This window comes from Spirosoma sp. 48-14, assembly GCF_001898575.1.
Classification (GTDB): domain Bacteria; phylum Bacteroidota; class Bacteroidia; order Cytophagales; family Spirosomataceae; genus Spirosoma.
Genome location: NZ_MKUD01000045.1, coordinates 166114 through 189221, shown reverse-complemented (window position 1 = coordinate 189221; position 23108 = coordinate 166114). Strand labels below are relative to the sequence as shown.

The window sequence follows — 23108 nt, the reverse complement described above, 5'->3', positions numbered from 1 at the left end:
TGGTTAGATACATAAACTAGCCTAAATCCCTCTCATGAATCGAGTCCGGTTTGTTAATTATTTCTGGGTTTTCGCGAGCCTATTTGGTCTGATCGTCTGTACACAAGTTTACGGCCAGACTACCTTACAAGGTACTGTAGAGCGTATTAAGGTACATGGGAAAGGTCTGGAGGGCAACCTGGAAGGGGATTCGCCCGACCGGGACGTATCGATTTACTTACCTCCCAGCTATAAAAAAGAGTCGAAACGACGGTATCCGGTTGTGTATTTTCTGCATGGCTTTACCGACAACGATGGTCAATGGTACGGTGTAACCAAGCACTGGATCAACTTGCCAACAGTAGTCGATAAGGTATTTACCAGTGGGCAGGCACAGGAAATGATCATCGTTACGCCCAATGCTTACACTCGCTATCGGGGAAGCATGTACTCCAACTCGGTAACGACAGGTAACTGGGAGGATTTTGTGGCGAAAGAATTGGTCAGTTACATTGACCAGCATTACCGGACCATCCCGAAAGCAGCCAGTCGTGGATTAGCAGGGCATTCCATGGGTGGATATGGTACCATACGAATTGGGCAAAAGCACCCGGAAATCTTTTCGAGCCTGTACCTGCTAAGCCCGTGTTGCATGACGGCCAATCCGAATCGGACGTTCACTCCCGAACTGATTACCAAAATCGAAGCGATAAAAACACCCGATGATGTTGCGAAGGCTGATTTTGGCACGCAGGCTATGTTTGCGTCGGCGGCAGCCTGGTCGCCCAATCCAACTAAATCGCCGTTTTTTATTGATCTGCCGATTGAAAACGGCCAACCCCAGCCCGCTGTTGCCGCTAAATGGGCCGCTAATGCCCCTCTAGCCATGATCGACCAGTACATCATGAATATAAAGCAGCTGAATGCGCTGGCCTTCGATGCGGGCAATCGTGACCAGAGCATTGCCGCCAGTAATAAGGTCCTGGATCAGATCCTGACTAGTTATCAGATCACGCACACGTACGAAGAATATGAAGGCGATCACATCAATCGCATTGCCGAGCGAATCGAGCAGAAAATGCTTCCTTTCTTTTCGAAGCATTTATCCGCAAAAAAGTAATTGCCTGAATGCTGGCGATGAAGCTAGTTAGGCTCTAACAACCGATCGTTGCGATTACACATTATTTGTACTTTTCAGCGCCCAATACACCAGTACCGGCTGAAAAAATAAGCGGGCAAATCGCTTTGTGTCGGTATCCAGACCAAACGCACTCCGTTTATTGACGTACTGGGAGATATTACCAGGAAAAACAGCGGTAAAAAATGTAGCGGCTATTTTTCCGATTGCTTTCTGACGGGCTTTGTTGGCCAGGATAAGACTGCTTCCTAAGGCAATTTCGGCAATGCCCGAGTACACAACGGTATCGTCTTTCGGTAAAGGGATCGGATCAGGCACCTGGGCTTGAAATTCCTTGCGGGCAACTGTAAGGTGGCTTATACCGGCGGCTATCAAACTACCTCCCAGGGCAATTCGGGCTACTTTTTTTAGTGTTTTATCGGTCATGATCATGCAATGTTGACTAGGAACAGACAACTGTTTCTATCTCCTGGAACAGGCTATGTTTTTGTTTCTTAATGAAATAACTGCCTCTACGGTTATTAGTTTAAGAAAGTATCGCTTGATCGACTATTCCGCACACGAGTATGCTCCCCATTTAATACGATCCGATAATGCGTTTCTTGGTAGAATAGTAAGAACTGGTAGAGTTTGTCATGAATGTATCAGGCGTGAGGTTGGTGGAATGTCTGCAATGAATGTATTTTACCTGTAACGATTCTGAATGCTGTAAAAAGAATACGAATAAAATAACCATTCAGCCCGTCTTTTTTACCACTGGTCCAGTATCGCATCTGAAAAAAAGCAAAGTACCTTGCATCGCATAGTACCTTTTACTACCTTTGAATTAAGAAATTAACGAAATTCTATATACCAATGAATATTGAAAACGCTCAAGTGCAAATGCGGAAGGGCATCCTGGAGTTCTGCATCTTGCACATCATATCGCGGGGCGAAGTCTATGCCTCCGATATGCTCGACGAGCTGACCTCCGCCCGAATCATGGTTGTGGAAGGTACCCTGTACCCACTGCTAACCCGATTGAAAAATGCCGGTCTGCTCGATTACAAATGGGTAGAGTCGACGTCAGGGCCCCCTCGTAAATATTATATCCTGACCGAGCTGGGTCGCTCTTCGCTGGATGCCCTCAACGAAACCTGGCAGGAACTGGCCGAATCAGTCAATGCCATTGTTGGGAAAGCGGAGCAGCACAAGAAACCGGCTAATGGTGCGTCGCCTGTTCTACCATCCGATCCAACCACTCCATCTGCCAACGCTTAACCTATTCTCTTCTCAATAGCCATGAAAAAGACAATAAGTATTAATATTAGTGGCGTCATCTTCCATATTGAAGAGGATGGCTACGACAAGCTTAAAAATTACCTCACGTCGGTACAGCAGTACTTTTCCACCTACGAGGATAGCCAGGAAATCGTGACCGACATCGAAAATCGAATTGCCGAAAAGCTGCTGGTGAAATTGAAAGCGGCTGATAAGCAGGCTGTTTCACTGGAAGATGTCAACGAACTCGTGGCTGCCATGGGTACCGTTGCCGATTTCGAAGCTGTGGAGGAGGAGGAAGTTCTCGTAACCACTGGCGGACGTAACTCGGCTAGCAGCATGGGGCAGGGGCCCAAAAACACAGGAAGTCAGAGCACTGCGCAAGACCCTAAGCCCTTCGCTCCAAGCCCATCTCTTGAACCACGTCGGCTGGTGCGTGATCTACGCCGGAAAACCCTGGGTGGGGTGTGTGCCGGTCTGGCGCATTACTTCAACATCGACGTTGTATGGGTACGCCTGATTTTTCTGACCTTGTTTTTGGCCTTGCCCCCACTCGGTCATGAATTCGGAGCCGGTGTTTCGAGCTTTACCCTGATTGTATACATTGCTATGTGGATTGCTCTGCCGGGGGTTAGCACGATTGAAGATGATAAAACCGTCAAGAAATTCTTTCGGAACCCCGAAGATAAAGTACTGGGCGGGGTAGCATCAGGGATTGCGGCCTACTTCGGCGTCGATACCGGAATTATCCGATTGCTTTTTGTGCTGGGCATTATCCTGTTTGGCGTTGGGTTTCTGCTTTACATCGTTCTTTGGATGATTGCTCCGCAAGCCAATACGCTTACCGAAAAGATGGAAATGCAGGGGCAACCCATTACGCTGTCGAATATCGAGCACAGCATTAAGCAGAACCTGAATATCAACGAATCGCCGAATAACGAAAGTACACTGACTCGTATTTTGCTGTTTCCGTTCCGGGCTATCGCAACCATTATCGGTGGACTGGGTAGTGCTTTAGGGCCGTTTCTGAATGCGGTTGTGGCTGTCATTCGGATTTTTGCGGGCGTACTCATGCTGATTCTTGCCTTTGCCTTGATGATCGGCTGTCTGGCGGTAGCAGGAGCGTTCATCGGGTTTGAATCGGGCGCTCATCTGGGTAACCTGCCTATCGATATGATTCGGGATGACATTACGGCCCCCATGGTGCTGGCGGCTTTTCTGGTCGGGTTTATTCCTGCTTTTGGATTGGCCATACTTGGGATCATGCTGATTGTAATGCGTAGTGTGTTGAGCAGCCGTACAGCCCTGACTCTGGCGGGTGTCTGGCTGGTGAGTCTGGTCATCTTTGGCGGCACTGTAACCCCTTTGTTCAGCAGCTTCCAGCGCCGGGGTACGGTTGAAGAAACCAAGGTATTGAACGTTCCGGCGGCTATTCCGACCTTCGCGATGAACGATGTGGAAAACGACGATAATTGGCGACCATCTATTGAATTAAAAGGATACGAAGGCACTACATTGAATCTGGTGCAGTATTTCCGAGCCCAGGGCCGTTCTCGGACCGATGCCCAGGCCAACGCCCGCCAGATCCGGTATGTATATACCATTAAGGATTCGACAGTTCGTTTCGATGAAACCATTGAGTTAGCGCCCAAATCCCGTTTCCGGGGTCAGGATCTGGACATGGAACTGTTGGTGCCTTACGAGAAGCCATTCCGAATGACCCGCGAGTTTGCCCGATTTATCCGTAATGAGTTTGGCGGAAAAGAGTTTGATCGGATGGAATCGAGTATCTGGAAGTTCACCAAAGTTGAAGGATTGGTTTGCATCAACTACCCACGGGAAAAAGATCGTGATGCTAATGATGAAGACAACGACGTGACCGATCTGACGGAAGATGTACAGAATGCCGTTGCCAGTGAACTAGGGGACGATTTCGACCATATCGGCGATCATACCCGACAGTTCAACGTCAGTGATTTTTCGAAAGTCGATGTCGGTGGGGCATTTGTCGTACGTTTCCGAAAGGGGGATACTTACAAAGTGGTGGCTGATGGTCGTGAAAAAGATCTAGAGGATGTTACCGTCAAAGTAGAGGGGAATACCTTAAAAGTATTCATTGATCGGCGCGGTATATTCGACTGGAATAATCGTAAGCGCATAGGATTGACTATCACGCTTCCCAAGGCGATCGATGAACTACAGTTGTCAGGGGCATCGAAAGCCAGTCTGACCGGATTCGAGCGGTACGGCCATTTGACCATCGGTATGAGCGGGGCCTGTCGTACCGTATTCGATGGTGAAGTGGATAAACTGGATCTCGATATGTCGGGGGCTTCCAATACCGTACTGCACGGACATGCCAACCAACTGGATGCCGAGCTGAGCGGAGCCTGCAAACTGGAAGCTACTGGAATGAACATCGATCGAGCCTCTGTTGATGCTAACGGGGCCAGCCACGCGGATCTGGGTCATGTTGGTTCCCTCGATTCCGAAACTTCAGGAGCTAGTAAGGTGACGCGGCAGTAAAATAAAGAGTGAAAGAGCGAAAGAGTGAGCTGACGTAAGTCTGCTTTCGCTCTTTCGCTCTTTCGCTCTTTCACTCTTTCGCTCTTTCACTCTTTTCTGCGGCCTTCTCCAGGCGTTCTTCGGCTAGGGCGGCTTCTTTTTCCTGCTTCTTATTCTCTCGTTCGAACACCTGAATCAGTACGATGAAATAGGAGACGAGTAGAGGGCCGATGACCAGACCGATAATGCCGAAGATAGGAACGCCGAGTACGATACCTGCCAGTGTAACGAGCGGATGGATATCGCCCATCCGTTTGGCGAGCATGATACGAAGCAGATTGTCGATGTTGATAATGACGATCACACCAACCAGCAAAATGCCTACACCCTGACCCGTATTGCCCTGCGATAACTGGATCAGACCGGCAGGAGCCCAGACCAGCGGTGTGCCCAGAACCGGGATAAACGCCATAAAAAAGGCAACGGTACCCCAAAAGAGGGAGTCAGGTACGCCGAAAATCCAGAGGGTCAGGCCCGTCAGAACTCCCTGAACCAGACTAACCAGTGCTTGCCCCAGTACATTGGCATTCACGTTGTTTTTAAGTGACTCTGCCAACTCTTTTTGTGTATCCCGCTTAAAGGGCAAGTATTTCTGGAGGCCTTTCTGAAACGATTCCTGTTGCACAAACATGAAATACAGGGTAAAGAGCATCAGGCCGATGATCACGATAAAATCGAGCGCTCCACCCGCTATGGATGGCAACAGTCGGCTTGCATAGGTACCGCCCTGTCGAAGAATTGTCTGAATATTCTGCTGGCTGGTAATTTTATAACCCGTAAGCTCTTCAAGTTTTTTTACCAGATTCAGAATCACTTCAGTATGCTGACTATAATACTGAATGCGGTCGATCAGCAATAGGCTAAGCGTCAGGAAGGGCATAATGATGACCACTAACGAAAAAACAATCAGGAGGGAAGCCACTAGTGATCGGTTCCAGTTCCGTTTAATAGCCAGTGCCGTAAACCAGGGGCGGAAAACTACATATAAAATGCCTGCTCCCAGGAAAGCCGTTGTATATCCGCTTAAGCCAAACAGAATGAAGCCAGCAATAATGAGCAGGCTTGCAATCAATAAAATGCGTTGCTGTTGGGGTGTATAAATTGAATTCATTTCAGAGAATGGTACCGTATACGTTGACGGTATGTCATTAAAAACATGTTAAAGGTGTGGAAATGTTTTGGAAGGAGAAAAGCAGGAAGGGAAGAAAGGAGGAAAGAATGAATAGCCTCAACCCTTTCCTGCCTTCTTCCCTTCCTGCTTTTCTCCTCTGTTTAACACTCTGTCGCGCTGAGGGCTAAACCGGCTTCGGAGGTCTCTTTGTATTTGGTCGACATATCGCGGCCGGTAGCTTTCATGACTTTGATGACCGCATCGAGCGAGATTTTCTGGAACGAAGCCGCTCCCGACGTGGCTAGCAAATACGCATTATACGCTTTTACGGCGCCCATTGCATTGCGTTCGATGCACGGAATCTGAACATAGCCGCCTATTGGGTCACAGGTCATGCCGAGGTGATGTTCGATGGCAATTTCGGCAGCCGCTTCAATCGGGCCAATATTGGCCTTGTCCTGTGCACAACGGGTCAGGAAAGCAGCCCCCATGGCCGAAGCCGTACCGATTTCACCCATGCAACCCATTTCGGCTCCCGAAATACTGGCGTTGTGCTTGACCAGAAAGCCAATGGCGGCTGCCGCCAGCATACCCGCTCGTAAGGTAGCTTTGTCGTAATGAAAATGATGCTTGGCTAAATACGTCAATCCCGGAATTACGCCCGATGCGCCTGAAGTCGGGGCTGTAACGACGATGCCACCAGCTGCATTTTCTTCCGATGCGGCCAGACAATACGCATTTAGGAAAATCAGGAAACTATCGGAAGACTGGCTCATTTCCTTCGCCTGATTGAACAGAATCGGCGCTTTACGGCTCAGTCTGATCGAGCCCGGCAACGTACCCTTGTGGCGCAGCCCACGCCGTACGGCTTTGTGCATAAAGTCCAGAATCTGGTCGAGTCGCTGATTGACCTCTGCACGACTACGCCCTGTAACGGCCATTTCGTTGGCCAGCAACAGTTCATCTAAATCTATCTGTTGGCTGGTAAGCTGTGCTTTCAGCTCGGCCATAGTCCCGTATGGGTAGGGGACCGACTGCGGACTCGCGACAGCGTCTGGCTCCCCTTTTCGTAGGATAAACCCTCCTCCAATGGAATAATATTCTTCCTCGGCTAGTATTTCCTCGTCCGATACCAACTTCAGTACCATGGTATTGGCATAAGGCGAATCATAGCGTTTCTTATGAAAGAAAATATCTTTTGAGCCAATACCAATCGTTTGGGCGCCAACTGATACAGAATACGTGACCGAGTCGTCCCGTAAGAGCTTTAGCAAAGCATCGGGATCGGTCGTTTCGGGTTGCCAGCCAAGCAAACCCGCCACAATAGCCCGGTCGGTACCATGCCCTTTGCCGGTTGCACTCAATGAGCCGTAGAGATGAATTTGAATCGTATCGGCCCGTTGTTGACTATCGGATGGGAGTTGCGCGAGTCGCTGCCTAAAATCGAAGGCGGCCTTCATAGGACCAATGGTATGCGAACTGGATGGCCCCGGCCCAACTTTGAACAGATCGAATACAGATGTAGTAATAGGCGAGGAGGGCATTGTTGATGAAGGGTTTAGTTTCGGTTTACGGTACACCGTACTCTATTTATCCAATGCGCGAATCTGCTGCAAATAGTCGGTTGGCAAAAGAACCCGCTGCACAAATGAGCGTAAGCCAATCGCATTGAGAAGGCCGTATAGCCCCAGTGAATAAGTAAGGAGAGGCTTCTGGGGTAGTGCGAGCAACTGACGGACCTGTTTAGGAACCAGAATACCCTGTACCTGTCGGAGTAGATCGTAGCGCCAGTTTCCCAGCTCTTCCCGGTACCGCTGAAACAGCCGATCCGTAAACTCACTATGAACCAGGTCACGGTTCAGATGCAAGTCCCTATCTTTCTGCCAGTCGGTATACGTGGTTGGTAAATCAGGAACGCCCATACCGGCACCTACTTCCCGAAAGGTGGTAAATAGTTCTTCGCGCTCAGTATCAGTAAGCGGACGTTTCAATAATTCGAAAGCACGCTGCGAATAGTCGATGAGCATATAGAGCACGTCGCGGTAGGCCCAGGCCGGAATCTGATAGCCTCGTTTTTGCTCAATTCCCTGATGAATAGACCCCATTCGGGCAATAGCCTGGCGAGCTTTTTCATCAGGAGTAAATACAATCTCCTGCGCATAGCGCACGGTTGAAAATAAGCGGCCAATTGGGTCAGCAGGCAGTTTCCCGGTATAAAATAACCAGTCGACAGCTCGGTTGAGGGCGAACTCAGCCGCCGATCCGGCAAACACAAGCAAGATTACATCGGCATCGCCCCATATCTGACGAACGATAGAACCAGGTTTTACGAAATACGTCATCGGAAAGCCATTTCGTGGTCATTCAGAATCACCTTGTTGTTCACTGTAAACAGTTCACTGGCAATTTATGACAAAGAATGACCTACTTACATAGCTAATACAACAAATTCGACGCGACGGTTCTTTCGTTTATTCTCTTCCGTATCGTTGGGAGCCGCCGGGTGTGTATCCCCATATCCATTATGGCGAAGACGGTTTTCCGGGATGCCATTACGTACCAGGTAATTAGTAATAATCTTGGCTCGATTTTCGGAAAGGGCCTGGTTCAGCCGTCGATCACCAACGTTATCGGTATGGCCTGCAATTTCAATAACTAGCTTGGGTGTCGAAACCAGTGTCTTGATGAGCTTATTTAATTGAGGGTACGATTCTGGTCGAAGAACATAGCTACTCTGATCGAAATACACGTTGTCGAGCCGAAAAGCCTGATTGACCTGTAAATTTCGGAATATACTATCCGGCTTGGGTTCTTCTTTTTCCAGTCGGATCACATAGCCGTAATCGGTACAGGTATCGCACGAAACGACCATGAGTTCTTCGGCTTCGTAATAACCGGGCGAACTGGCTATTACATTCAGGGTGTCGGTACGGGTGAGTACGAAGGCAAATGGCTTTCCATCAGCTACGCTTTTTCCCACAAACTTTTTCTTGGCCTGTTTCGCCTGAATGGTAAACTGAGCCGGAATTTCCTGGGATGTTTTCTCATCAACTGCCGAAATGGTGAACAGCGTTTTCTGGGTTCGGGCAACAGCCAGGTTCTGGCTGTATGTTGTTGACACAAACGCCAGGACTAAGAATAAAGACAGTAAAGCACGCATTTGGGTTATGGTTGTTCAATTGTGTAACCACAACGCAAAAAAAATGCCGCTTTTGTTAAGTATCTAAACTGTCGATAGTGTATCTATAGGCTGACTGTTTTGATAATAAAAAAGCCAGCTCAGTAATGAGCTGGCTTTTTTATTAGTTGATTTTCAGAACAGCCATAAACGCTTCCTGCGGGATTTCGACGTTGCCGACCTGACGCATGCGTTTCTTCCCTTTTTTCTGCTTTTCGAGCAGTTTACGTTTTCGGGAAATATCGCCACCATAACACTTGGCCAGTACGTCTTTGCGCAGGGCGCTCAGGGTTTCGCGAGCAATGATTTTCTGGCCAATAGCCGCCTGAATCGCGATTTCGAACTGTTGGCGAGGAATTAATTCCTTGAGTTTTTCGCACAGTTTTTTACCCCATTCGTACGACTTCGAGCGGTGCACGATGGCCGAGAGGGCATCGACTTTATCGCCGTTGAGCATAACATCGAGCTTGACCATGTCCGATTCCCGGTTGTCCATAAACTCATAGTCGAGCGAAGCATACCCGCGCGAGATCGTTTTGAGCTTATCGAAAAAGTCGAATACGACTTCGGCCAGTGGCATCTCGAACTGGAGTTCAACCCGTTCGGCGGTAAGGTATACCTGGTTTTTAAGTATACTCCGCTTATCCATACACAGGCTCATGATACCACCCACATACTCGGCCTTCGTAATGATCTGCGCCCGGATAAATGGCTCTTCAATATAGTCGATGAGGTTTGGGTCGGGCATATCAGCGGGGGCCGATACCTGAATATCCTCCCCTTTGGTCGTCATTACCTCGAAGCGCACCGAGGGCACAGTAGTGATGACCGTCATGTCGAATTCACGCTCCAGACGCTCCTGCACAATTTCCATATGAAGCATCCCCAGGAAGCCACAACGGAAACCAAAACCCAAAGCCGCCGATGTTTCGGGTTCCCATACAAGAGCAGCATCATTGAGCTGGAGCTTCTCCATGGCATCGCGGAGGTCTTCGAACTCACTGGTTTCAACCGGATAAATACCCGCAAATACCATTGGCTTCACTTCCGAAAAACCTTGAATGGCCGAACTGGCTGGGTTGTCGACGGTGGTAACGGTATCGCCGACTTTTACTTCTTTGGCTACTTTAATTCCTGAGATGAGGTAGCCTACATCGCCACATTCGATCACAGGTTTAGGTACCTGATCCAACCCGAGTGTGCCTACCTCGTCGGCAATATATTCTTTGCCGGTATTCATAAATTTAACCTTGTCGCCTTTCCGAATCCGTCCGTTCTTAACCCGGAAAATAACTTCAATACCACGGTAGGAATTGAAATGGGAATCGAAAATCAGTGCCTGTAAGGCTCCGTCAGGATCGCCGGTTGGGGCTGGAATCCGCTCGACTATAGCGGCCAGAATTTCAGGAACACCAATGCCTTCTTTACCCGATGCCGGAATAATGTCGTCCCGATCGCAACCCAACAGGTCAACCATCTCGTCCTTAATTTCTTCGGGCATAGCTCCCGGAAGGTCGATCTTGTTCAGGACAGGGATAATAACCAGATCGTTATTCAGGGCCAGATAGAGATTGGAGATCGTTTGAGCCTCGGTTCCCTGCGATGCATCGACCAGGAGCAAAGCACCTTCGCAGGCGGCAATGGATCGCGAAACCTCATAGGAAAAGTCAACGTGCCCTGGTGTATCGATCAGGTTCAGGGTGTAAAGCTCACCCTTGTGCATATATTCCATCTGGATAGCATGGCTCTTGATGGTAATACCGCGCTCTCGTTCCAGATCCATATCATCGAGCAGTTGAGCCTGCATATCGCGGGCGCCTACTGTCTTGGTAAATTCTAACAATCGGTCGGCCAGGGTGCTTTTGCCGTGGTCGATATGAGCAATAATGCAAAAATTACGGATGTGTTTCACGTAGGAAAATCCTGTTTGAGGTTTGGAGTCTACGGCTTTCAGTGAACTGGCGCAAACCTGACTGACGCCAGGGATGATGTACGTCAGTGTAAAACCGAAATCTGTAAACCGTATACCACGTTTAAACGGCAAAAATACGCATAAAAAACAAACGCCGGTCTCATCCAGGAGCCGGCGTGTTCAATTACACTTCATCAACAAACTAAAAACCAAATGCTGTAGGAGGGGGACTCGAACCGCCCACGGTGCAGTTAGCTACAGTACAATCTCTGGTGGTCAACCCCAGTCGCCTTTGCAGGCGGCATTATGCTGCGTTTATCCTTTATCACCACCCCCGAGACAGGAGGGCACGTCTGCCAATTTCGACATCCTACAGTGTGAGAAAAGTTATCAAGAAGATCGGCGTGTGACCCCGCTCGATCAACTTGACATTGCAAAGTTAAGCAATAGTTGATATTTGTTGCAAATTTCACATAAAAATTTCTTAAAATTTATAATTCGTTTAAAAATGGAGTAGATTTGTTGCACTTCATCGAAAAATAAATTGAAATGGCGGAAAAAAATTTAGAAATTGATAATACTGATCTGAAAATATTGAGCCTGCTAATGCAGGATGCCAATATGCCGTATACCGAAATTGGAAAACGAATCTTCGTATCGGGTGGAACGGTGCATGTTCGGATGAACAAACTTCGGCAAATGGGTATTGTCCGTGGTTCACAATTGGTGATCGATCACGCCAAACTAGGTTGGGATATCAGTGCCTTTCTGGGCATTTATCTGGATAAAAGCTCATTGTACGAAGATGTATCTAGGCAATTGGAAAAAATTCCTGAAGTCGTCAATGTGCATTATACAACGGGTATTTACAGCATATTCGCTAAAATCGTTTGTCGTGATACCCAGCATCTGCGGGAAGTACTTCACGATAAAATTCAGAAGGTGAGTGGAGTACAGCGTACGGAAACCTTTATCTCACTCGAAGAGAGCATTAACCGCTCAATCCCGTTTTCGGAAGAGTGACGGGCAAGGAGCGTGGAGCTTGGAGCAGGAAAAGTGCTTCCCTGCTCCAGCTCCACGCTCCTTGCTCCAAGCTGTGAACCCTAAACGGCTTCACGTGTGTTATACCCACCAATACAAGTTAATTTATGCAACCTACAATTCATGCAACAACCGTAGTTGGCATTCGGCACAATGGTCATGTGGCCCTGGGTGCCGATGGGCAGGCTACGATGGGAAATACCATTGCCAAGAGTAATGTCCGAAAAGTTCGGGTATTGATGGGGGGGAAAGTGCTGGCGGGTTTTGCCGGGTCAACCGCTGATGCATTTACACTTATCGAGCGCTTTGAAGAAAAATTGAATGCCTACGGAGGTAATCTGAAGCGGGCAGCTATTGAACTGGCAAAAGACTGGCGTACAGACCGTTATTTGCGAAAGCTTGAAGCTATGCTTATTGTGGCCTCGAAAGATGATCTGCTCATCGTATCGGGCACAGGCGATGTAATCGAACCCGATAGCGATATTGCAGCCATTGGTTCCGGTGGTATGTACGCTCAATCGGCAGCTATTGCGCTGAAAAAGCATGCTTCAGACCTATCTGCCGAGGAGATGGTTCGGGAAAGCCTGCACATTGCAGCCGATGTATGTATTTATACAAACCATAATTTGGTGGTTGAATCGTTATAAGGATAGTAAAACCAGTGGAGTGTAAAACAAGCGAAGCGTGGCCATGTATTCATAATACATCGATATATGTCTATAGTTTCACTAATTCTGGCCCTATTCCTTACATTTGCTGCACGAGAATTCTGACGTTATGAAGATTGCACCACAGTTTGGACCCAGACCTATGAACCGGCGAATAGCCCTGGGATTCATCATAGCTATGGTATTGATTGCGTCGGGGTTTATCATCTCGTTTTATAGCTACAACAAGCATGGCGAGGATACGCAGCGGGTTCGGCATACCTACGAAGTGACGGGCACGCTTGAACGGATTCTATCGCTGGTTAAAGACCTGGAAACGGGTTCGCGTGGCTACCTGATTACCAACGATACGTCCTATTTGCAGCCCTACCATAAGGCGGTTAGTCAATTACCAGTTGAACTTAAAAAGCTGAAAGAGTTAAGTACCGATAATCGACTCCAACAACACCGTCAACAAGTGCTGGCTGAGCTAATCAGCGATAAGCTGGCGGCTACGCAGGTTCGAATAGCAACGAGCATTGCCGATAAGACGAACCTGGCCATTAGTGCGCAAAACAAGCGGCTTATGAATATCATTCGGCAGCATGTGTCGATCATGGTCGAGACAGAGCAGTCGTTGATGGAGATGCGGAATAACCTGGCCGTCCGTTCGTTTCGAAACACGTTGACTGTAATTTTTTTGCTGTCGTTGCTAACATTCATGGCGTTGGTGATCTCATATCGATTGCTGGAGCAGGAACTGATTCGTCGTCAGGAAACAGAAGATCAGCTTCGCGAGTATGAGAATCAACTAAAAGGGCAAATCCGGCAACTCGAAACATCGAATGAAGAACTGGAACGATTTGCATTCGTGGCCAGTCACGATTTGCAGGAGCCGCTACGGAAAATTCAGTCCTTTGCCAATCTGATTACGGATCGCTATAGCAGTTTGTTCGATGCGGATAGCCTGATGTTTATGAGCAAGATTTCAAATTCGGCCGAACGTATGTCGAAACTGATAAAGGATTTATTGAATTTCTCACGGATATCAAACCATCAGGAGGGATTCAGAGCCGTATCGCTGGCCGATATTGTGCAGCGAATTCTCGACGATCAGGAGTTGCGGATCAAAGGCTTGAATGTGCAACTTGACGTAGGCGAATTGCCCACGATTCAGGCCGTTCCTAGCCAAATGGACCATCTTTTTAATAATTTAATTTCGAATGCCCTTAAATTTACCAGACCCGATGTTAGGCCGCTGCTTCGGATCATGGCGCAGCCAATTTACGGGGAAGCGTATTCTGAATTAATTCCGGGCAGGCCGTATTTTGAAATCACCATTGAAGACAACGGGATAGGGTTTGAGGAGAAATATTTAGATCACATCTTTAAAGTTTTTCAACGATTGCATGGCAAAACCGCTTTCGAAGGTACTGGTATCGGGCTAGCCATTTGTAAACGGGTTGTTATGCGCCATCACGGCTTTATCACAGCACGGAGTCAACCAAACGAGGGCACCACATTTGTGGTTGTTTTACCAGAAAGCCAATTACTACAACATTATGACAGACCAACTTCAGCCGAAACCTATTCATATACTGCTGGTCGATGACGACGAAGATGATCGTTATTTAACACGTGAAGCTTTTCATCAGCATTACCCAGCTAGTCGTATTTCGTTTGCTGAAGACGGGGAGGACTTGCTGGATTTTCTGAACTATAGCGGTCGGTATACCGGATCGACGCACTCGATCCCTGAGCTGATTTTGCTGGACTTGAATATGCCCCGTAAAGATGGGCGTGAAGTGTTGCGTGAAATTAAATCAAGCGACCAGTTCAAGCATATTCCAATCATTGTCCTGACAACTTCGGACGCTAAAGAAGATATCGAAACGTCGTATTTTAATGGGGCCAATAGCTTCATTACCAAGCCTTCGACGTTTCAGCGTCTGAGTGAAGTCACTAAAGCTATTGGCCAATACTGGTTCAGTATCGTTACCTTTTGCGAGCATCCTGAGTTTTAGTAAATAGTGGAGCTGTTTAAATGCTGACTGATTAGGTTATAATGCACGAGTTTAGACAGTTTCCACATTAGTCTCCTCCTTTCAATCCGACCAGACTGACAAAGATCTTTTCCAGCTCATTGGTGACGGCGCGGCTTTGGCCAGGTGTGAATTTGTTCACCAGAATGCAGAAGGTCATGGGCTCGCCATCGACGGCTGTAAAATACCCCGCATAGGCCCGGACACCCTCAATGGAACCGCTTTTAGCCCGGATGTTTCCAGCGGCTGCCGTTCCACGAGCCAGGCTTCGGACGGTGCCAGTTTGCCCTACAATCGGGATGGTCTCGTAGAATTGCGGAAAGTTTTTATCGCGGCCCATAGCGCTTAGAATACCAGTCATATTATCAGCCGTGAGCGCACCAACAGTCGATAAACCACTGCCATCGCGAATGCGGAAGCCATCCAGATTGACCCCTTTGGCTTTCCAGAACGACGTAATGGCTTCTACACTTTCTTCTGTTGTTCGTACGTGTTTATTGACCGCTAACGCTGTTGTTCGCAGGAGGGCCTCAGCATACAGGTTTATACTCTGGAAGTTAGTTTGCTGGATCAGTTGGGGTAAAGTGGGTGATTTATACTGGTTGATCACGGTGCGTTTGGCACCAATCGGTATCGTTGTTGGCAAGCCCCCGCCAATCGAAAGAGGTGGGCGGCTGACCGTAATGTTGTTCTGAACAAGCTGGTTGTGCAAGGCATAAGCTGCAAAGTAGGCCGGGTCGGGCAGGGCTCCTTTAACACTGAACTCGTTACCTGGCTCGCCGAGAGGTACTTTGCCCGTTAGCCACTGCTGGTTCATAAACGGTACCCCATAAATATTGACCTGATCGCCTGTATTGGCCGCGTCGGTTGAGACTGTATTTCGAAAAGCAATGTATGGTACAGGCGGGTCGGTGCGTAGAACATTTGCCGGTGCCTTGACGGATTTGCCCGGTCTGAAAAATACACGGTATAAATTTTCATTGATATTCAGCGCACTGAGACTGGCCCCGTAATAATTGCCCAGGTCGCCAAAGGGCCAGGTATCAGGTGTAGTAATGTCGTCGTACAGACTGGCATCGCCGACCACCATGCCCTCTATTCGTTGAATCCCCGCAGCTTTGACAGCTTCGCTCCAACTTGTTACGAGCGCTGTTACATCGGAATAGCCAGGAAATCGCCAACTCCCCAGCGATGGGTCGCCAGTGCCGCGCAGGTAGAGATTACCCGTCAGTACACTGTCTTTGATCGTGCCATCGTATTCGAGGGTTGTCGTGTAGGTATAATTTGGACCTAGTACGGCCAATGCCGTGGCAGTGGTGATGAGCTTGAGTGTGGAGGCCGAAGGTAAACTAAGCCGAGCATTGTAGCCAATGAGTTCTTCGCTGTCCCGTACCCGCCGGACTGATAACGCAATTGTCCCGAATCGAGTAGTTGGGCTGGCCTGAAAAGCTTCTACCTGAGCCAGCAGTTTTTGCGTTGCCAGTGAATCGATGGTTTGCCTGGGGCGCGTCTGTGCGCTCGACGGGGTGTAACCGACAAACAAACAGACGATAATAACAAATGCAGACTGTACAGGAAAACGGTGAAGAAAGCGCATTTAAGAACGGTTAGGCGATTCGATGGGTATTGCTTACCTTTGCAAACTTACAAAATACGAGCCATCCAGTTTACGTTAAGCCACCTTCGCAAACCTTCGTAAGAAAGAACACTGGTAAGTTAAAGTTGTACGCATGAAATTATCATTTCTGGGGGCAGCCCGGCAGGTAACGGGTAGTATGTATCTGCTGGAACTGGAGGATGACTACCGCATCCTGATTGACTGTGGTTCGGACATGGAGCGATCCAGTTCGAACGGTCAGACGGCCCCCGCCGTTACTCATCCGGGATTTTTTCCGTTTGAGGCTTCAAGTATCAACCTGGTCCTGCTGACACACGCGCACGTCGACCATTCGGGAAATCTGCCTAACCTGTATCGGGAAGGGTATGAAGGGCAAATACTGTGCACGGAGCCAACCTTTGCACTCACGAATGTATTGCTCAAAGATGCAGCTTCGCTGAATCAGAAACGCATCAATGATCTGAATGCCAGCAAAAAGCAACGGGTAAAGGAACGCCAATTGCAGCTACAGAAAGATTTGTATCTGGATAGGCAGGTTCGGGAGTCGATGGAAAATGTTGTCCCGATTGCTTTCAACCGAAAATTCCGGGTGGCCGATGGGGTCGACGTTACCTTTATTCCGGCCGGGCACCTGCTGGGCGCTGCTCACATACTGATCAATATAGTAGAAGGGGGCGTTCGGAAAAGTATCTGTTTTTCGGGCGATATTGGCCGCAAGAATTACCCACTGCTGGTCGATCCGGCTCCTGTACCTCCAGTCGATTATTTAATTTGCGAGAGTACGTATGGCAACCGCCTGCACGATAATCACCTCTCGCCCGAAGATACGCTAGCCGATATTATTCAGCGGACCTGTATCGATATGCCGGGTCGACTCATTATCCCCTCGTTCAGTGTAGGTCGTACACAGGCATTGCTCTATACGCTCAACCGATTGTATACCGAGCGTAATTTCCCGCCCATCAAGGTATTTTCGGATAGCCCGATGGCGTTCGAAAGCTCCAAGATTTACATGCAGCACGTGCGTATGCTGAACACAGAGGCCCGGGAGTTTTACAAAGAAAACGAGACCCTGTTCGACTTTGAGAATTTTCAGTTTCTGGAGTCGTCGAAAGCCAGCAAAGCCGTTTCGAATTATAATGAACCCTGCATTATCATTTCATCGTCGGGTATGGTGCAGGGTGGCCGGGTCGAATACCATGTCGCCGAGAATATCAGTAACCCCTATGCCACCATTCTGATCATTGGCTATTGTGCAGAAGGAACTCTTGGCTGGCGGCTGTTAAACGGACAGCAGACCCTGAGTATCAAAGGGAAAGATCATCAGGTGCTGGCAAACATTGAGAAAATAGATGTGTTTAGTGGTCATGGCGACCGAAACGATCTGATTAATTTTGTTGGAATGCAATCGCCCGACACGCTCAAATCGATTTTTCTGGTTCATGGTGAATTTGAGAGTATGGAGTTCTTCCGCGACACACTAGCCGAAGAAGGTTACCCACAGGTGATTATTCCGAAGAAAGGAGAGAAATATGAACTTTAAGAAGTGAGTAGTTAGGAGCTAGGAGTGAGAATGCTGACGCATGTTTTTCTAAGTGCGTCAGCATTCTCACTCCTAGCTCCTCGCTCCTCGCTCCTAATTAATACTTCATGAGAACGTATCTTGATTTTGAAAAACCCATTGCCGACCTCGAATCACGGCTGGAAGAAACGAAAAAACTGGCTCAGAGCAGCAACGTGGATGTGAGTGAAGCGGTGGCTATTCTGGAACAAAGTATCGACAAACTCCGGCAGGAGATTTTCCAGAATCTGACACGCTGGCAACGGGTTCAACTGTCTCGGCATCCTGATCGGCCTTATACACTCGACTACATTTCGCTCATGTGCGATCAGTTTATCGAGCTGCATGGCGACCGTACGGTTCGCGACGATCCGGCCATGGTGGGCGGTTTTTGTGAGTTGGGAGGCCAGACAGTAATGATCATTGGTCAGCAGAAAGGGCGGAATACGAAGCAGCGTCAGCACCGTAATTTTGGTATGCCAAACCCCGAAGGCTATCGAAAAGCTCTACGGCTGATGAAACTAGCCGAAAAATTCAACAAGCCGATCATCACCATGATCGATACACCGGGGGCTTTTCCGGGGTTAGAAGCTGAAGAACGTGGTCAGGGTGAAGCCATTGCCCGGAACCTGAAAGAGATGTTCATGCTGTCCGTTCCGGTGATCTGCATCGTCATTGGCGAAGGGGCGTCGGGTGGTGCCCTCGGTATTGCCATTGGCGACCGGGTATGGATGCTTGAAAATACCTGGTACTCGGTGATCTCGCCGGAAAACTGCTCAACGATTTTGTGGCGGAGCTGGAACTTTAAGGAGCAGGCAGCCGAGGCCATGAAACTGACCGCCCGTGACATGCAGCTCAACAAACTGGTCGATGAAATTATCGAAGAGCCTGTTGGGGGAGCCCATAATGATCATCAGGCAATGGCCAACCACCTCAAAGAGGTTATCCTGTCGGCTCTGGCCGAGCTGAATGCCCTATCGCCCGAAGAGCGCATCAATCAACGGATTGAGAAGTTCTGCGAAATGGGGGTCGTTGTTGAATAAATTGTTTCGGGTTGGCTGATTTACAGACTGTTTTGAATCGGTCAAGTTGAAACCTTAAGTCATATAGCTGTGAAAAATTTAATTTTCGACCTCGGCGATGTGATCATCCCGATTGATTTGACGGCCCCCGTTCGGAATTTTGCTATGCTGGCCAATTTACCGGAAGATGAAGTCTGGGCCATCTGGAAGCAGCACGATTTTATCAATCGATACGAAACGGGGCTAATTGATGATATGGCCTTTCGAGCGCAGATTCGTCAGTTACTGAAGAACGATAGTTGGGCCAATGAGGTGATCGATACAGCCTGGAATACGGTTTTGCTGGAACTCCCCGTTGAGCGTGTTGAGCGTATTAAAGAACTGAAAAAAGACTATCGGTTATTTCTGCTCAGTAATACCAGCCCTATCCATATCAAGCATGTGAATGGTGTGCTGGCTGGCTTGAATCAGCCAACGCTGGAAGATCTTTTCGAGCGTGTGTTCTATTCCTATGAAGTAGGCATGGCTAAACCGTCGCCCGACATCTACCAGCATGTCTTAGCCGAATCAGGACTTGTTGCCTCAGAAACTGCTTTTTTTGACGATAATGCGTCGAACATCAAAGCAGCCGCTGCGTTAGGTATTCAGGCTGTGCATGTACAGCCGCCTAAAACGATTATAGACTATTTAAAGGATATATAAGTATGTATGCTGTATGCTATAGGATGTAGCTACCAAACGGTCAACCATACATCCTATAGCATACAGCATACATAAACGATCATGAGCCCTCGCACCCGTACCTACCTCCTGCATGGAGGTCTTTTTTTAATCACGCTCATTACCACCACCTTGGCGGGAGCCGAATGGATGTTTGGGCGATTTTTTATTCCATCTGAAGGAATGCCTTCGCTGGGCTGGAATGAATTTCTAGCTGGGTTTCAGTTTTCGATACCGTTTCTGGCTATTTTGACTGTGCATGAGTTTGGGCATTATTTCACCGCCAAGGCCAATCGTGTACGGGTAACGTTACCCTTTTATATTCCACTTTGGATTGGTATTGGGCAAAGCATCGGTACGCTGGGTGCTTTCATTCGGATTCAGGACTATATCAATAGCCGTCGGAAATACTTCGATATTGGAATTGCAGGGCCATTGGCCGGATTTGTACTGGCATTGGTTGTGCTTTGGTATGGGTTTACGCACTTGCCCCCACCCGAATTTATTTTTACAATCCATCCAGAATACCAGAAATGGGGACTCGATTATGGGTTATATGCTTACCAGAACTTACCGGAAGGGGCTGCTATAGGGTTAGGGGATAACCTATTATTTCATTTCTTCAAAACCTATGTTGCCGATCCGGCCCGTGTGCCGCACCCGTACGAGATGGTGCATTATCCATACATACTGGCGGGCTATCTGGCGTTATTTTTTACGTCACTCAACCTCATTCCGATAGGTCAACTGGATGGAGGGCATATTCTGTACGCGCTGATTGGGCGTAAGCGGTTTCAGTGGGTAGCGCCTGTGCTGTTTATTGGGTTCGCGTTTTACGCCGGATTAGGGGCCTTTAAACCAGCCGATTTTGCCGTACCAACCGATGAGGCCTTTTTCGCGCAATTGGGCAATTTTGCACTGTATATCATCTTCTTGTATCTGGCTTTTGGCCGTATCAGCGATAACCGAACCACAAACCTGCTGATTACACTGAGTGTGGTGGTGGGGCAATTGATTGTGTCATGGATGATGCCAACCGTGAACGGCTACTTTGGTTTTACCGTATTTGTGTTTGTATTGGGTCGGTTTCTGGGCGTTTATCACCCCGAAACGGAGCTGGAAGAGCCACTGGATGGAAAGCGGCAGGTGCTCGGCTGGATAGCTCTGCTAATCTTCGTAATCTGTTTTAGTCCACAGCCGTTTTTGATTTCCTGAGCAATCCCGGTTGGATAAACCGCAATCGGGATTGCTCAGGAGCAGGATTACATGGTTTCTCCCCAGATGTACTTGCTGAACCAGCGGTAATTTTCTTCCATCACCTGCCGCATCGATTTGGGTTTGGTTATGCCATGACCAAAGCCTTTGTAGACCACCATTTTCACGGGAACTCCTTTATCTTCCAGCGCTAATCGAAGTTCATAGGCATTGGCAATCGGTACGCGCTTGTCCAGCTCGCCATGTTGAATGAGGGTAGGCGTTTTGGCACGGTTGATATAACTGATCGGGGATGTTTTCTGGTAAATAGCGGCATTGTCCCAGGGAGTACCTTGTAAATACTGGCGCGTAAACGGCGTGATGTCCGTATTCTGATAATAGGTTGCCCAGTTCGAAATACCGGCACCTACCGACGTAGCTTTGAAGCGGTCGCTATACGTTGTGATGAAAGCCGAAATATAGCCTCCCTGACTCCAGCCCATTGCCCCCACTTTGTCTTTATCGACCATGCCCTTACTGATTAAATAATCGACACCCGAAATCACATCGTCATAATCGCCCAGCCCTAAGTTCTTTACATTGAGGGCTCTGAATTTACTACCATAGCCCGCCGAGCCCCGGTAGTTGGGGCGAAGCACCAGAGCACCTTTGGCGATGAACTGCTCAACTGGATAGTAGCGATCCGCTGTGACGGAGGGCAGGTCGATGCCGGTAGGTCCACCGTGGATAACCACCAATAAGGGGTACTTACGGGCCGGATCGAAGTTAATGGGCTTAATCAGAATGCCTTCAATCGTATTCCCATCGACTGATTGCCAGCTAATCACTTCGCGCCTGGCTGTTTTGAACGCAGCCAATTGGCTACCCATATCCGTTAGCGTTTTAGGGACAAACGACTGAACAGGAGATACCTGTACCTCAGCGTATTGATTGGGTAAGGCTGCTACGAAGGCCATCTGTTGGCCATCCTTGCTGAAGGAAAACTGAGTGGCAATCAGGTTGTCTGGCTTCGTGATCCGGGTGATCTTTTGCGTGGCGGGTTCCAGTCGAAACAGATGGGCTGTTGTTTTCTGATATCCACTGAACAAAATGCCCGTCGGTGTCCATACCAGTAGGTTGGCATTTTCATCGAACGTATTGGTCAAGATCTTAGGGGTGCCCCCCGTTGCCGGTACTGTCGCAATTAGTCGGTTGCTATAGAAAAAAAACTCATTTTCGTTGGCTGTGATAAAGGCGATTTGCTGCCCATCCGGCGACCAGACAGGATCCAGATCAGGGCCTTTCAGCGATACTATTTTGTGCGTTACCGTATCGCCAAGGGTTAGCACATATAAATCGGATGTATGATTATTGATCAGATCTGGATTTTTCGAGGCATCGAAGGCGATCTTCCTGCCATCGGGCGAAACCACAAAGTTGCCAACCGAAAAGCCGATGCCTTTGGTTAGCGGTTTCGGCTGCATGGGTTTCTCATTGTCCAGGCTGTCGAGCAGGTAGAGGTGAACCATTTTGTAATCGTCCCGAACCACCTCGTAATCGCTATACTTGTCTTTTCGATCCTTGTCGGCCTTGGCATCGGGCACGGTAGCTGAGAAAATAAGCTGTTTACCCGTTGGCGACCATTTGAATGCCGTAACGCCCGTTTCGAATTTCGTAAGCGGACGAGCTTCGCCACCATAGGGGCTGATCAGGTAGAGCTGAGATTTATCGTCGCGGGTTGACAGGAACGCGATCCATTTCCCATCTGGCGACCAGGCCGGGCTACTATTTGATTTTTTGGATCGGGTCAGTTGATAGCGTTCACTGGTAGCGGTATTGGCCAGCCAGATGTCGGTATCGTAGGCATTTTCGTCCCAGTTGGTTCGGGTAACGGTGTAAGCAACCCATTTGCCATCGGGCGATAGCTGAGGGTTTGATACACTTTTCAGCGAAATGGATTGATCGATCGTAGGTGCTTGTGCCAACGTTCGGGTAGCCCATAGAAGGCTGCTCAGCAAAAGAAGCGAGTAGAATGGTTTCATAAGTAATGTGGTCAAAAAGAGTTTTATTCAGTGACTGCGATAACGCCCTGAAAATAAGAAACTTTTGTATAGGTTTGA

Annotated in this window: 19 protein-coding genes; 11 read left to right on the top strand and 8 right to left on the bottom strand. The window is 48.5% G+C overall.

The window, feature by feature from the left end:
- Window positions 1-34: 34 nt before the first annotated feature.
- The gene (locus tag BGO59_RS22990) at window positions 35-1099 is read left to right on the top strand and encodes an alpha/beta hydrolase-fold protein (protein WP_293687123.1); all 1065 of its coding nucleotides are present in this window, start codon (window positions 35-37) and stop codon (window positions 1097-1099) included.
- Between the two features lie 54 nt (window positions 1100-1153).
- Here the strand turns inward: BGO59_RS22990 and BGO59_RS22985 are convergent, their stop codons facing one another.
- Window positions 1154-1543, bottom strand: a complete 390-nt coding sequence (locus BGO59_RS22985) for a hypothetical protein (RefSeq protein WP_293687121.1) — start codon at window positions 1541-1543, stop codon at window positions 1154-1156.
- A gap of 429 nt (window positions 1544-1972) precedes the next feature.
- Here BGO59_RS22985 and BGO59_RS22980 point away from each other — a divergent pair, with 429 nt between their 5' ends.
- On the top strand, window positions 1973-2377 hold the full coding sequence (locus BGO59_RS22980; RefSeq protein WP_080057517.1) for a PadR family transcriptional regulator: 405 nt from the start codon (window positions 1973-1975) through the stop codon (window positions 2375-2377).
- 21 nt (window positions 2378-2398) lie between these two features.
- On the top strand, window positions 2399-4903 hold the full coding sequence (locus BGO59_RS22975; protein ID WP_293687118.1) for a PspC domain-containing protein: 2505 nt from the start codon (window positions 2399-2401) through the stop codon (window positions 4901-4903).
- Between the two features lie 70 nt (window positions 4904-4973).
- Here the strand turns inward: BGO59_RS22975 and BGO59_RS22970 are convergent, their stop codons facing one another.
- From BGO59_RS22970 to lepA, 5 genes are all read right to left on the bottom strand, one after another.
- Window positions 4974-6053 (bottom strand): AI-2E family transporter, encoded by a 1080-nt coding sequence (locus tag BGO59_RS22970; protein ID WP_293687116.1) that lies wholly within the window; start codon window positions 6051-6053, stop codon window positions 4974-4976.
- A gap of 161 nt (window positions 6054-6214) precedes the next feature.
- Window positions 6215-7597 carry an L-serine ammonia-lyase gene (locus BGO59_RS22965; RefSeq protein WP_293687114.1) on the bottom strand — a complete coding sequence of 461 codons (1383 nt, stop codon included), beginning with the start codon at window positions 7595-7597 and terminating at the stop codon, window positions 6215-6217.
- Between the two features lie 42 nt (window positions 7598-7639).
- Window positions 7640-8395: an oxygenase MpaB family protein gene (locus BGO59_RS22960; RefSeq protein ID WP_293687112.1), complete on the bottom strand. Its 756-nt coding sequence runs from the start codon at window positions 8393-8395 to the stop codon at window positions 7640-7642.
- Window positions 8396-8481: 86 nt separating this feature from the next.
- Window positions 8482-9213, bottom strand: coding sequence for an OmpA family protein (locus BGO59_RS22955; RefSeq protein WP_293687110.1), 732 nt, complete (start codon window positions 9211-9213; stop codon window positions 8482-8484).
- Between the two features lie 142 nt (window positions 9214-9355).
- Window positions 9356-11143, bottom strand: coding sequence for a translation elongation factor 4 (gene lepA, locus BGO59_RS22950; RefSeq protein ID WP_293687108.1), 1788 nt, complete (start codon window positions 11141-11143; stop codon window positions 9356-9358).
- Window positions 11144-11692: 549 nt separating this feature from the next.
- Here lepA and BGO59_RS22945 point away from each other — a divergent pair.
- The 4 genes from BGO59_RS22945 to BGO59_RS22930 all read left to right on the top strand — a co-directional run bounded on the left by BGO59_RS22945 (window position 11693) and on the right by BGO59_RS22930 (window position 14855).
- On the top strand, window positions 11693-12166 hold the full coding sequence (locus BGO59_RS22945; protein WP_080057511.1) for an Lrp/AsnC ligand binding domain-containing protein: 474 nt from the start codon (window positions 11693-11695) through the stop codon (window positions 12164-12166).
- 125 nt (window positions 12167-12291) lie between these two features.
- The gene (gene hslV / locus BGO59_RS22940; protein ID WP_080057510.1) at window positions 12292-12831 is read left to right on the top strand and encodes an ATP-dependent protease subunit HslV; all 540 of its coding nucleotides are present in this window, start codon (window positions 12292-12294) and stop codon (window positions 12829-12831) included.
- A 163-nt stretch (window positions 12832-12994) separates the two neighbouring features.
- On the top strand, window positions 12995-14443 hold the full coding sequence (locus BGO59_RS22935) for a sensor histidine kinase (RefSeq protein WP_293687104.1): 1449 nt from the start codon (window positions 12995-12997) through the stop codon (window positions 14441-14443).
- Window positions 14394-14855 carry a response regulator gene (locus BGO59_RS22930; RefSeq protein ID WP_293687102.1) on the top strand — a complete coding sequence of 154 codons (462 nt, stop codon included), beginning with the start codon at window positions 14394-14396 and terminating at the stop codon, window positions 14853-14855. The genes BGO59_RS22935 and BGO59_RS22930 overlap by 50 nt, the downstream gene beginning before the upstream one ends.
- 67 nt (window positions 14856-14922) lie before the next feature.
- Here BGO59_RS22930 and dacB read toward each other — a convergent pair whose 3' ends face one another.
- Window positions 14923-16470 (bottom strand): D-alanyl-D-alanine carboxypeptidase/D-alanyl-D-alanine-endopeptidase, encoded by a 1548-nt coding sequence (gene dacB / locus BGO59_RS22925; protein WP_293687100.1) that lies wholly within the window; start codon window positions 16468-16470, stop codon window positions 14923-14925.
- Between the two features lie 133 nt (window positions 16471-16603).
- On the opposite strand from dacB, the gene BGO59_RS22920 reads away from it, so the two are divergent.
- The 4 genes from BGO59_RS22920 (at window position 16604) to BGO59_RS22905 (ending at window position 21009) form a co-directional block, all read left to right on the top strand.
- Entirely contained in the window at window positions 16604-18034 is a 1431-nt protein-coding gene (locus tag BGO59_RS22920; protein WP_293687098.1) for an MBL fold metallo-hydrolase, read from the top strand.
- A 107-nt stretch (window positions 18035-18141) separates the two neighbouring features.
- Window positions 18142-19095 carry an acetyl-CoA carboxylase carboxyltransferase subunit alpha gene (locus tag BGO59_RS22915; RefSeq protein ID WP_293687096.1) on the top strand — a complete coding sequence of 318 codons (954 nt, stop codon included), beginning with the start codon at window positions 18142-18144 and terminating at the stop codon, window positions 19093-19095.
- 69 nt (window positions 19096-19164) lie between these two features.
- Complete coding sequence (locus BGO59_RS22910; RefSeq protein ID WP_293687094.1) at window positions 19165-19776, top strand: HAD family phosphatase; 612 nt, start codon at window positions 19165-19167, stop codon at window positions 19774-19776.
- 81 nt (window positions 19777-19857) lie between these two features.
- A complete protein-coding gene (locus BGO59_RS22905) occupies window positions 19858-21009 on the top strand; it encodes a site-2 protease family protein (protein ID WP_293687092.1) in 1152 nt (383 codons plus the stop codon).
- A gap of 47 nt (window positions 21010-21056) precedes the next feature.
- Here the strand turns inward: BGO59_RS22905 and BGO59_RS22900 are convergent, their stop codons facing one another.
- Window positions 21057-23030 (bottom strand): S9 family peptidase, encoded by a 1974-nt coding sequence (locus BGO59_RS22900; protein ID WP_293687090.1) that lies wholly within the window; start codon window positions 23028-23030, stop codon window positions 21057-21059.
- Window positions 23031-23108 lie beyond the last annotated feature (78 nt).